The organism is Reyranella sp., assembly GCF_965229815.1.
In the GTDB taxonomy this organism is placed as follows: domain Bacteria; phylum Pseudomonadota; class Alphaproteobacteria; order Reyranellales; family Reyranellaceae; genus Reyranella.
On record NZ_CBDDJN010000006.1, the window covers coordinates 1,326,737 to 1,338,739 of the forward strand.

A 12,003-nucleotide genomic window follows, 5' to 3' on the forward strand; every position below is an offset into this window, starting at 1 on the left:
ATGACGCCGTCCGACGACCGGCTCGCGGACTACAGGACCATCGTCATCACGGGTGCCTCGAGCGGGATCGGCGCGGCGCTCGCCCGCCGTCTCGGCGGCCCGGGCCGAACGATCGCGCTGATCGCCCGCGACGCCGCCCGCCTTGAGGCGGTCAGAGCGGCGGGCGATGCCGCAGGCGCCGCCTGCACCGCGGCCGCCATCGACGTCCGCGATCGCACCCGCCTCGCCGACTTCCTGGACGGTTTCGACCGCGCGCACGGGATCGACCTGCTGATCGTCAACGCCGGCATCCTCGACGGCCGCCATGCCGAGCAGGCCACCGAGGACGGCGATACGGCCCGTCGGGTCATCGACATCAACCTGACAGCGGCGATCGACACCGTCCATGCGGTGCTGCCGGCCATGCAGCGGCGCCGGCGCGGCGCCATCGTGCTGGTGTCGTCCCTCGCTGGCTTCGTCCCTCTGGCCGACGCGCCTGCCTATTCCGCGGCCAAGGCGGGCATGGTCTCCTATGCCCTGGCGCTGCGCGACGGCGTCGAAGGTGACGGCGTGCGGGTCGTCGTCGCCTGCCCCGGCTTCGTCGCCACGCCGATGGCGGCACTGCACCTCGGGCCCCGGCCGGGAGAGATTTCGGCCGACGAGGCGGCGATGCGGATCCTCGATGGCCTCCGCCGCAACCGGGCCGTGATCGGGTTTCCGACCGCCGCCTTCTGGTGGTCGCGGATCAACCTCCTCGTTCCCGAGTTCCTCCGCCGCCGCGGCGCCGCCCGTACCCGTTTCCACGTGGCGTCCGACCCGACGGCCGCCCCCTCCGCCCATGACGCCGGACGATAGGCCAGAGGCCGCCCGCGAGAATGGCGGCTGGCTGGCCGGCCCCGAACGCCGGGCCCTGCTCTGGCTCGCCCCCCGCGTGCCGTCGTGGCTCACCCCGAACGGGCTGACCGCCATCGGCTTCGCCGCGGCGGTCCTGGCCTTCGTCGGCTACGTCCTGGCGGTCGACCACCCCGCCGCGCTCTGGCTCGTCAACCTCGCCCTGGTCGCGAACTGGTTCGGCGATTCGCTCGACGGACATGTCGCGCGGCTGCGCGGCATCGAGCGGCCGCGCTTCGGCTTCTTCCTCGACCAGTCGGTCGACGTGCTGTCGCAGCTCGTGTTCGCGCTTGGCCTGGCGGTCTCCGGCTACATCCGCCCCGAGATCGTCATGCTGGGACTGGCGACCTACCTCATGATGACGGCCCAGTCGCTGCTGCGGGCGCAGGTGAGCGGCGTCTTCCACCTCGCCACCCAGGGCATGGGCCTCACCGAGGTCCGCTGCCTGTTCCTCGTCGGCAACGGCCTGTTCTTCTCCGTGCCGCCGCAGCCGTTCTCGGTGGGCGGCATCACCCTCGCCTATCCCGACCTGTTCGGGATGCTCTGGATCCTCACCAACGCGGGACTGTTCATCTGGACGATGATCGCCGAGCTTCGGCAGCTGGCCCGGCAGGAGCCGCCGACCCGAAACCGTCCGCCGAGCGACGACTGAGGCGGGGCCGCCGTCGTTCGTCTCAAGGGTTGCGTGCCTCGACGACCAGGCTGTCGCCCCCGCGCTCGTGGAGGTCGAGCTTGCCGGGACGGCGAATGAGCGTCTGCCCCTCGGCCATCGCCTGCACGTCGACGAAGCCCGCCGCCTCGATCAGCGAGATCAGCGAGTCGCGGTCGTACATCCAGCGATGACCACGACCGCCGGACAGGAGCAGGCGCAGCCGGCCCGCGCCGCGCGGCCGATCGAGGTCGAACTGGAGATGGCGCAGGAAGGCATCGGCATCGCCCGACCGCAGATAGTTGAAGGCGGCGTCGCGAAGGTCGGGAAGCACCACGCGGAGAACGCCGCCGGGTATGAGGACTCGCCGGCACTCGGCGAGGAACGAGCGGGCCTCGCGGCGATCGAGGTGCTCGAGCATGTGCGAGGCGTAGATCGCCTCCACCGAGCCGGCGGCCTGCGGGATGCGGCGCGCCGCGTTGGCGGAGCGGATGCGGTGGTGGCGACAGAAGTCGACGAACTCGAGGCCGTAGGGGTCGATCAGGCCGAACCACGCCAGCAGGCGGGCGAGGACGGGTACACGCGCCAGACGGACGGCGAGAGAGTTGTCGTAGTTGATCCAGTCCGGCGTCGGCGATCGACCGCAGCCGATATTGAGCCGGAGGGTCACGCGCGAGGCGCCCCGCCTCGTGTCGTCAACCCGGAGTTCCCCTATCTCTTGGCGAGCTTGAGCGGCGTCCTCGCCGCGGTGTTCGCCGGGGCCTCCGGCCCCGCCCCGTAGTAGCCGCGGTAGCGCGAGTAGTAGTCGCCATGGTCGCCATAGCCGTAGCGCGCGTGCTTGGCGAGATTGACGCGGTTGATGACGACGCCGACATGGTTGGTGACGCCAAGCAGCGCCCCCAGCGCCGACTTCACCACCTCGCGCGGCGTCTTGGCCCACTGGACGATGAAGACCGTGTAGTCGGCGAGGCGCGAGATGATGCGGGCGTCGGACACGGCCATGACCGGCGGTCCGTCGAGAATGACCAGGTCGTAGCGCTCGGAGAAGGTCGCCAGTGCGGCCTTCATCGCGTGAGACTCGAGGATCTCGGGCGCGTTCGGCGTGTTGGGCCGCGCCAGGATGTAGTCCACGCCCGACAGGTCGTGCCGGCTGGTGCACTCCTCCAGGGTCTTGAGGCCCATCAGGTAGTCGTCGATGGTGCCGCCGCGATCCTTGAGGCCGAGCGCCGCCGACATGCGCGCCTGCCGCAAGTCGAGGTCGACGATCAGCACGCGCCGCGAGGCGTTCATCTTGGTCAGCAGGCCGCCCAGCGACGCGACGAACGTCGTCTTGCCTTCGCTCGGCGTCGACGACGTCACGGCGATGACGCGCGGCGGCCGGTCGAGGCTGCCGAGGCTGATGGCGGTGAAGACGGCACGAATCGCCTCGGCGGCCGGCGACGTCGTGTTGTCCAGCACATGGCCAACCACGTTCGAGCGGTTCGCGGGCGCGCCCTTGACCTCGGGAACCATGCCCAGCACGCCGACGCCCGTCGCCTCCTCGACCTGGGCGGCCGAGCGGAAGACGCGGTCGAGCTTCTCGGCGGCCACGGCGCCCGCCATCCCGAGCAGGCAGCCGATGACGAAGGCCGCCATCAGGCCGGTCTTGTAGTTCGGCGACGACGGCGCGCCCGACGGCCAGGCATAGGCGAGGATGCGCGCGTCGGCGCGCTGGATGTCCTGCTGCTCGCGCAGCTCCTTGAAGCGGGTCAGGAAGCTCTCATAGAGGGTGCGGTTGGACTGCGCCTCGCGCTCGAGCTGCTTCTGCTCGGCCTCGTACTGGCTTGCTGTGCCGGACACGACCGCCGCCTTGTCGACCAGTTCCTTGAGCTCGTCCTCCTCGGCCTTGGCCGCATCGAGCTCGGCGCGCACCGCGAGCGTGATCCGCTGCGTCTCGCTGATGAAGCGGGCGCGCACGGCCGCCAGCTCGTTGCGCGCCTGGATGATCTTGGGGTGCTTGTCGCCCAGCGTCGCCGACAGCTCGGCGAGCTTGCGGGTCAGGTCGACGTCCTGGATGCGCAGGGCCGCCAGGGTCGTGTTGCCCGCAACTTCGGCGATGTTGGCGATTTCGCCGGGGTTGAGGCTCGCCCGGCTCAGCGCCACCAGGCGCGCTTCGCGCTCGATGCGCTTGGTGCGGGCGGCGACGTACTTGCTGTTGAGGTCCTGCAGCGTCTGCGACGACATCGTGCCTTCGGGGCTGCCAGCCAGGCCCTTGTCGCGCCGATAGGCGGCGACCGCCTCCTCGGCGACCTGCAGGTTGCGGCGCAGCTCGGCCAGGCGCTGCTCCAGCCATTCGGTGGCGCGGCGGTTGGCCTCGTTCTTCGAATCGATCTGGTCGGCCAGGTAGGCCTCGGCAACCGCGTTGGCGATGCGCGCGGACATGGCGCCGTCGGGGCTCTCGACGGTGACCAGGATCACGAAAGTCCGGCCCAGCAGGGTCACGTTGAGATGCCCCGAGACATAGCCGATCGCGGCGCGGCGGCGGGGATCGCTCTCCTCGGCGGCGCGGCTGGTGCGGCTGGGCTGCGCCGCCGGCTGCTGCGGCGGCGCCAGCAGCGTCGAAATGCCGGTCGCCCACAGTTCGCGCAGCGGCGCGAAAGCACTGTCGATGAAGCCGGGCGGCTTGGTGCCGTTGAATTCCGGGTTGTTGGCCAGGCCGAGCTTGTCGACGACGCGGCCGATCAGGAACTCCGACTGGATGACCTCGAGCTCGCTCTGGATGGCCCCCATGTTGAACGGATCGACGCCCGACAGCGCCGCCTCGGTGCTGACCGGCTTGTAGGTTCGCGTGTCGAGCATGACGCGCGCCGAGGCTTTGTACATCGGCGTGGCCTGGGCAATGATCAGCGCCATGAGGGCGACCGCCACGAGGCCACAGCTCACGATCAGCGCCTTGCGCCGGTTGAGCAGGCGCAGCCACTCCCACAGCTCGTTGGGAGCTTCCATTGGCCGCACAGGCGCCAGCGCTACCGGCTCGGACGCCGGTACGATCCTGTTTATTGCCGAGTCATCCATGATGTGCTCGGCCCTCGGTAACGATCCCATCCCACTCTAACTCCGCGACTGCTTCCTCGCGACTGCACCCACATGAAATAGCGGGCCGGACCAGACGGCCGGCCTTTACGCCGTTGGACAACGTGAGCGGTCCCACACCGCTCTCCCCAAGTACGACAACGCTACGAGTTCGATACGCTCTGCACTCCTCCAGGGATTTCAGAACCAGCGCTCCGGCACGCGGATGATGTCGCCCGGCCCTACCGGGGTATCCTCCGTCACCGTTTCTTCCATGCCCAACGTCTGATTGAAGCGCTGGACTGTTATACGCGTTTTCGAGGCCCTGCGGGTAAATCCCCCGGCAATGGCCACCGCCTGTGCAACATTTATACCCGATACATACGGGAAGGACCCCGGCCGTGTCACTTCACCCAGAATGTAAAAAGGACGCCTGGCCACCAGATCGACGCTCAGCCGCGGCGAGCGGAGGAGCCCGTCGGCGCGATAGCGGTTGCGCAGCATGTCCTCGATCTCGGTAGGCGTCATGCCCACGACCTGAACGCGGGCGGCCATGCGGGGCGAAATCATGCCGGCCGAATCGATCTCGTATTCGCCGGAAAGCTCGGTATCCGACAGAACGACCACGCGGATCCGGTCTCCAGGAGCCACCCGATACTCCGCCATCCGGATGCTCTGGGTGATCTGGGACGGCTGCTGCAGTGTCTGGACCGACATCGGCGGGCTCGGATCGCAGGCAGCCAGCACGGCCACGGCGGCAAGCACCAGCAGCCGCAGGAACGCCGGGAAAGTGCGCGCGGCGGCCATCATCGCCTCGCCACCAGACGGATGGTGAACAGGTTCCGCGTGTACTGCGGTCCACCGGCCGCCACGTCCGTCGTCGAGCCCTGGGTGTACTCGTAGACGGGACCGATCGAGTACTCCGGGCGGAATTCGTAGAGTAGTCCGATCGAGCCCTTGAAGAAGAAGTCCGTGCGCGGATTGACGTCGGCGACGCCGAAGGCCGGCGTGTAGTCGGCGGTGTTGTAGGAGATGCCCCCGACAGCCTTCCACGGTCCGTGGATGTCGTAGGTGAAATCGACGCCGACCGTCGTGGAAATATAGTTCTGGTAGTTGGTCAGCGCCGATTCATTGATGCTGCGGAGGATCGCCGGCCGGATCGTGAGCGGCGCATAGCCGTTCCAGCTGCCGGTGAGACCGAAGGTCGTGGCCGTGGTGCTCGTGGCATCGGCCAGATAGGTCAGGCTCTGCCGGCCGATGAATCCCTCGAGCCCGGTCTTGGGCGTGAACTTGATGGTGGTGCCGACCTGCACATCCCAACCGGCGGAATCGCGCTCCTGCCCCGCGCTGTTGTCCGGGCTGACGTAGATCCTCTGGGTCAGGCCCGGGCTGATCCAGAACGACACGTCGTCGATCACCTCGTAGCCCACTCGCGCTCGCTCCTCGTACTCGGTCCGGTTGCGGCTGGTGCCGGGCAGGCCGAGCGAGGTGATGGTGCTGTAGTCGTAGTAGCGGTACCGCGTGGCCGCGGCGCTGATCTGATAGAAGAACCGATTGAACTTCTGGTAGAGGGTGAGCTGCACCGGAATCGTGTCGACGACCGTCGGCGCCTGGGCGAACGACACGTCCGGCGTACCAAGCGCTTCGGTCGTCCGCCGGAAACCGGCCAGACCCGACAGGTAGAAGTCGTATTGGATGTCCAGCCGCCCCTCGGCAAGGATGCCGTAGTTCTGGAAATTCTGTGTCGGCGCCGCCGGATAGAATCCGAAGGTTCCGTTCGCCAGCACGCGCAGCATGTGGTTCGACCAGTCCGACTTCAGCTCCAGGCTGGGGCGGATCGAGGTGTACAGCGACGCGCTGGTGGGCGGCGGCGTGGCGAAGACGTTGCTGTCGTAGCCGACGTCCAGCTCGAGGGCCGGGTAGAGGTTGAAGGCGCCGACCGTGATGCCGAGCTCGTCGCGGGTGGGGGCCAGGGACGAGATCGGCGACGTCGAGTTGATCGGGATGTCGACGGTCGGCGTCTGCTCGTCGAGAGTCTGCTTGGCGGGCGACGGAGTCTCGACCTGCGCCTGCGCCACGGTGACCGCGCAGGACAGCAGCACCCAGCCCAGGACCGGTGACCAGATGAGATGCGCGCGACTGGCACGAATGGTCATCGGACTACTGGGCCATCCCGGCAAGGCTCCAAGAACCGGCTGGGAAAACTCCCACCTCAAGGCCCGACCCTGACTACGACCGGCTGACGAAGTTGATGGGTGCCGAGGGATTTGTCGGAACCGGAGCCGGAGCGGGCGGGTTGAACGACCCAGTGGTGGGCGTGCTCGTCGGAGCGAAAGTCGGCGTGCTCACCGGTGCAGGGGACGGCGTTGGAGACGACGGCGGGTTGACGATCGTCGAAACAAGCGTGCTCAGGATGGAACTATCCGTATTGCCGGAGACGAGCGATCCGATGAGCTGGTTCATCGAGCCGACATTGCCGCTTTGCAAGGTCTGCACCTGAGCAGGCGTCAACGCCAGGCCTCCCGGCGTCGGTAGATTCTGCGCCGGCGGCAAGGCCAAGCCGGCCTGGTTGGCCGCCAGCGCACCGAGCCCGTCGGGAACACTCACGGGCCCCGTGCTCTGCAGCGGCAGAGCCGACGTCAAAGGTCCGGAAGCCTGGAGCGGCGCGCCCGCCTGCAACGGTCCGGCAGCCTGCAGCGGGCCGGCGCTCTGAAGCGGTCCGGCCGTCTGCAAAGGTCCGGCACCCTGAAGCGGCCCGGCCGTCTGAAGCGGGCCCGCGCCCTGCAGCGGACCGGCACCCTGGAGGGGGCCCGCGGTCTGGAGCGGGCCGGCGCCCTGGACCGGACCGTTGCCCTGAAGCGGGCCAGCGCCCTGCAACGGGCCGGAATTCTGGCCGGGTCCCGCGGCCTGCGTCGGTCCGGCGCCCTGGTCGGGGCCACCGCCCGGCCCTGCCGGCGGCGGCGTGACACCCTGGAGCGGCCCGGCGCTCTGCAGTGGGCCGACGCCCTGCAGGGGCGAGCCGCCCTGCACCGGGCCACCGCCCTGAAGCGGGCCCACACCCTGCAGCGGCCCCCCGCCCGGCTGCGATCCGCCAGGCTGGGCCTGGGCCAGCTGCTGACCGGCCTGAGCATTGCCTGGAGCCGCGTTCTGTGCCTGCGCCTGCGATACGGCGGCGACCAGCAATGCCGCGGCGGCCATAGACTGCGCCCGAAGTGCAACTTTAGTCATGAAACCCGACCTTGCTCCCTCGGCTGGTGCCGAAGCAGCCCCAATCTGGTGAAGTGAACCCGCTTGGCTCGCCCCGCTTCCGCCGGAGTCGATCCCACCCAAGACCCCAAGCAAGATATCGGATTGCCATCGGCCCGCCAAGGTCTAGCCCAGCTGGGTGCGCGAAAGACAATATCCCTCCCTTGCTTCGCTGCAGACTTACCCATGTTAACTGCATCGTCAACGCAGGAAATGGGGTTAAATTGTAACGTTTGTGCGGCAGATGGTTACGGCTCACGCCGTTGAGCGGATCACCTCGACCAGCGAGGCACGATTCTCGGCCAAATGCCTACGGGTCGCGCTTGGCCGCCGCCACCCCCGAATCCTCACGCCGATCCGCGAGTTCTTCCAGCGCGGCGGCAAAGCCCGCGACATCTCCGCACGGTACACGCCAATACACGCCTCCGGCCTCGCGGGAGATCAGGTCGACATCCGACTCGGCGCTCCCGACGAAGACGATGGGTCGCCCAGATTCCACACAGGCGTAGATCTTGGAGGGCATCACGTAGCCCACGAACGCATCCTTGAGCGTGACGAGATGGGCATCGGGGGATCGCAACAGGCCGGCCAGCTTCTCGAGCGGAACGGGCCGCGACGCATGGAAGGGGATTCCCTCCTCCGTGAGCCGGCGGGCCAGCTCGACCGCCCCCTGGCCGGTCGCGCTCAGCCACAGGCGCACGCGCCCCGAGCCGGCGCGATGATGCCGGGCATAGCCTTCCGCGACGGTGTCGAGCTCGTGCGCGACCCCGAAGTTTCCCGAGTAGAGCAGCACGCAATGGCCCTGGAGCTCGATGGGGAGCGGCTCTGGCGCCGGGTCGCCGGCGAAGGTGACGGGAGACCCGTCGCGCACCAGCGTGATGCGGTCGTCCGGAATTCCAGTCTCGGCAAGCCGCCGCCGCTGGTCGACGCCGAGCACCTCGAAGCCGTCGACGCGCCGTCGCCAGAAGTTGGTCAGCGCGAGCAGCATCGACAGCCCGCCGGATGGACGGTCGCGCGCCGCGATCAGGCACTCCGGATGGAAATCCGTGATGCGGTAGACCAGATGCGCCCGCCAGAGGAAGCGCAGCGGCGCCAGGAAGTGGATCAGGAACGGCGGCGAGCCCGTGAAGAGCACGCCGTTCGCCGCGCGGAGGCTGGCGTAGGCGGCGGCGACCAGCCGCAGGTTGGTCCGCAGGGTCCAGGCCAGCCGACCGGCCAGCGAGTCGCGTGGCACCGGGGGCGCCAGCAGGCGGATCTCCGTCAGCGTGCCCTTCCCCCGCACCTGCCGCATCGTCGAGGCGGCGGTCGACGACAGGCCGACCAGGGTCACGTCGTGGCCCTGCTCCGCCAGGGCGCGGGCCCGCAACTCCATGTATTGGCCGACCGCGCCGAAATCGGGCGGCAGCCAGTCGGCGATGATGACCAGGCGGCGCTCCCTCGCCGGGTCGAACGGGCTCTCGCTCAGCAGTTCCATCACGGCCGGCCGTCTCTCCCTGCCGTTGTCGCGCGGACCCGATCATAGAGTTCGCCCATGCGCCGGGCGACGCCGACCCAGCTGTAGTGCTCGATCACATGCGCCTGGCCGGCGCGCCCCATCAGCCGCGCCTTGTCGGGATCGGCCAGCAGCGCGTTCAGGCAGGCCGCGATCGATGGCGCCGCCGGATCGACGACGCATCCCGCCCCCACCTCGCGCACGATCTCCGCCATGCCGACAGTCGGCGTGGCCAGGACGGGCAGTCCGCGGCGCATGGCCTCGAAAGCCGCCAGCCCGAAATTCTCCGACAGCGAGGTCATCGCAAAGAGCCTCGACGCGGCAAACAGCGCCTCCTTGTCGGCGCCGTCGACATGGCGCGCCAGGATGGTGACGCGCTCGGCGACGCCGAGGTCGCGCGCCTGCTGCTCCAGGGCGGCGGCCTGGCCGCCGGCGTCGCCGCCCGCCACGATCACGCGCGCGTCGGGCGCCGCCGGCAGCGCCGCGATCAGCCGATCGAGGCCCTTCTCCCAGCTGATGCGGCCGAGCGCGAGGACCGGGGGCGGTCCGGCGATGGCGCGCGCGACGTCGGCCGACAGCGGCTCGCCGGTGAGGGCCGGCGGGTCGTCGACGCCGTGCGGGATGGTGACGACCGGCGGCAAGGCCCAACCGAAGCTCGCGAGATGGCTCGCCTCGACAGCCGACGTCGTGTGGATGGCGGCCGCGCGCTCGATGTTGCGGCGCTCGATCAGCGACAGCCAGGCCGACTTCACGAGCCGGCTCTTCGCCCGGATGAGCTCGGGGACGAGCATGCCGCGAGGAGAGACGACATAGGGCACGCCGCGGGCGCGGGCCGCGCGGGCGGCCGCCCAGATGGGCCACAGGAAGACCGCATGCAGGTGCACGACATCGAACGTGGAGACAGAGCGGTCGAGCGAGCGGCCCATCGGCGGCGACCAGTAGAGACGGCGCAGGACGCGGCTCGGGAAATAGGTGACCTTGACCCCCTCGACGTCGACCGGCTGGAGCAGCGGCACGTTGCTGTCCGATGGTCCGTCGACGCTGGTGGTGAAGACGGTGACGTCGTGACCGGCCCCCTGCAGTGCCCGGCACAGCGCATGGACGGAGCGGATCGGCCCGCCATAGCGAAGCGCGGGCAAGTACGTCGGCACGACGTGGAGAAGTCGCAATGGGTCGGCCCTGGATACGCCGCAGAGATTCGGCGTTCCCTCATACTAGGGCTGAACGGCGGGGAACAGGGCAAGAATGGCGCCCGAGCCGGCGATCGCCTGCAATAACATTTGTGCCATGCGGCCCTCATTGCCCCGCGTTTCCGGTTCCCTCACAATGGCGGCTACCCTCAAGCCCGGACTCCGTGATCACCGCGCACGCGGCACACGGCGTTCCCAAACGCGAGCCAGGATGTCAGACGTCGTCGTCAAAGCGATCGATCTCAGCAAGAAGTTCGTCATCGGCCACAAGACTCCGCGTGGCGACGCGTTGGCCGTCGAGGTCATCGCCCGCCGGGCCCGCAACCTCTTGAGGAAGAGCACCGACCTCGCCAAGGGAAGAGCGATTCTGGAAGCCGACGAGCTCGAAGAATTCTGGGCGCTTCGCGACGTGTCCTTCGAGGTCCGCAAGGGCGAGGTCGTCAGCATCATCGGGCACAATGGCGCCGGCAAGACGACGCTGCTCAAGATCCTGGCGAGGATCACCGAACCGTCGGCCGGACGGGTTCTGCTGCGTGGCCGGGTCGCCAGCCTCCTGGAGATCGGCACCGGCTTTCATCCCGAATTGTCGGGGCGGGAGAACATCTTCCTGAACGGCGCAATCCTCGGCATGAAACGCCATGAGGTGAGCGCCCGCTTCGACGATATCGTGGAATTCGCCGGCATCTCGAAGTTCCTCGACACGCCGGTCAAGCGCTACTCCGTCGGCATGTATGCGCGCCTCGCCTTCGCGGTGGCGGCCCATCTCGAAACCGAGATCCTGTTCGTCGACGAGGTCCTGGCGGTCGGCGACGCCGAGTTCCAGCAACGCTGCCTCGATCGGATGTCGAAGGTCGCGAGCGAGGGACGGACCGTGCTGTTCGTCAGCCACAATCTCGCGGCGGCGGCGGCGCTCACCCGGCGCGGCATCGTCCTCAACCAGGGGCAGGTCATCTTCGACGGCCCGATCGAGACCGCGCTGGCGAAGTACACGGCCTCGCTGACCAAGGGCAAGGGAACGCGCAACTGGGGCCGTGGCGACCATTCGACGATCCACTCGGCGACGCTCGTCGACGAGAACGGCCTGCCGGTCGATCAGTACGTGCCGGGCACGCCGTTCCGGGTCTGCGTCGATGTCGAGACCTCGACGATGCCGGGCCTGTCGCTCGAACTCAAGCTGCGCGACCAGAACAACATCCCGGTCGCCTTCTACAGCTCGAACATCTTCTCACAGGTGGCCCTGCCGACCACTCCCGGGCGCTACCTGATGTACGTCACGCTGCAGCCGCTGTTCCTCGCGTCCGGCGACTACAGCTTCGACGTCCTCACGAACTCGTTCACGATCGTCGTCGACCACGGAGTGCCCAACGCCATCTTCTTTTCCGTGCCCGCCTCGAACCCGAGCGGCATGGCCTACGACTTCAAGCAGAGCCTGGGCAACGGCACGATCGCCCTGCAGCTGGCCGCCCCCCTGCAGATCGAGGGGCCGCGGCCGGTCTAGGTCCGCT

At 68.6% G+C, this 12,003-nt stretch carries 10 protein-coding genes; 3 read left to right on the forward strand and 7 right to left on the reverse strand.

Annotation, left to right across the window (positions count from 1 at the left end; genetic code table 11):
* Both ACO073_RS17680 and ACO073_RS17685 read left to right on the forward strand, forming a co-directional pair.
* Positions 1-834, forward strand: coding sequence for an SDR family NAD(P)-dependent oxidoreductase (locus tag ACO073_RS17680; protein ID WP_421998995.1), 834 nt, complete (start codon positions 1-3; stop codon positions 832-834).
* Positions 818-1,522 carry a CDP-alcohol phosphatidyltransferase family protein gene (locus ACO073_RS17685; protein WP_421998996.1) on the forward strand — a complete coding sequence of 235 codons (705 nt, stop codon included), beginning with the start codon at positions 818-820 and terminating at the stop codon, positions 1,520-1,522. The genes ACO073_RS17680 and ACO073_RS17685 overlap by 17 nt, the downstream gene beginning before the upstream one ends.
* A gap of 22 nt (positions 1,523-1,544) precedes the next feature.
* On the opposite strand, the gene ACO073_RS17690 is transcribed toward ACO073_RS17685, so the two are convergent.
* From ACO073_RS17690 to ACO073_RS17720, 7 genes are all read right to left on the reverse strand, one after another.
* Positions 1,545-2,189 (reverse strand): class I SAM-dependent methyltransferase, encoded by a 645-nt coding sequence (locus tag ACO073_RS17690; RefSeq protein WP_421998997.1) that lies wholly within the window; start codon positions 2,187-2,189, stop codon positions 1,545-1,547.
* A gap of 41 nt (positions 2,190-2,230) precedes the next feature.
* Complete coding sequence (locus tag ACO073_RS17695) at positions 2,231-4,504, reverse strand: GumC family protein (protein WP_421998998.1); 2,274 nt, start codon at positions 4,502-4,504, stop codon at positions 2,231-2,233.
* 267 nt (positions 4,505-4,771) lie between these two features.
* The gene (locus tag ACO073_RS17700; RefSeq protein ID WP_421998999.1) at positions 4,772-5,380 is read right to left on the reverse strand and encodes a polysaccharide biosynthesis/export family protein; all 609 of its coding nucleotides are present in this window, start codon (positions 5,378-5,380) and stop codon (positions 4,772-4,774) included.
* The gene (locus ACO073_RS17705) at positions 5,377-6,726 is read right to left on the reverse strand and encodes an outer membrane beta-barrel protein (RefSeq protein ID WP_421999000.1); all 1,350 of its coding nucleotides are present in this window, start codon (positions 6,724-6,726) and stop codon (positions 5,377-5,379) included. Before ACO073_RS17705 ends, ACO073_RS17700 begins: the two co-directional genes overlap by 4 nt.
* A gap of 73 nt (positions 6,727-6,799) precedes the next feature.
* Complete coding sequence (locus ACO073_RS17710; protein ID WP_421999001.1) at positions 6,800-7,768, reverse strand: hypothetical protein; 969 nt, start codon at positions 7,766-7,768, stop codon at positions 6,800-6,802.
* Positions 7,769-8,126: 358 nt separating this feature from the next.
* Positions 8,127-9,290 (reverse strand): hypothetical protein, encoded by a 1,164-nt coding sequence (locus tag ACO073_RS17715; RefSeq protein ID WP_421999002.1) that lies wholly within the window; start codon positions 9,288-9,290, stop codon positions 8,127-8,129.
* Entirely contained in the window at positions 9,290-10,459 is a 1,170-nt protein-coding gene (locus ACO073_RS17720; protein ID WP_421999003.1) for a glycosyltransferase, read from the reverse strand. Before ACO073_RS17720 ends, ACO073_RS17715 begins: the two co-directional genes overlap by 1 nt.
* A gap of 250 nt (positions 10,460-10,709) precedes the next feature.
* On the opposite strand from ACO073_RS17720, the gene ACO073_RS17725 reads away from it, so the two are divergent.
* Entirely contained in the window at positions 10,710-11,996 is a 1,287-nt protein-coding gene (locus ACO073_RS17725) for an ABC transporter ATP-binding protein (RefSeq protein ID WP_421999004.1), read from the forward strand.
* Positions 11,997-12,003 lie beyond the last annotated feature (7 nt).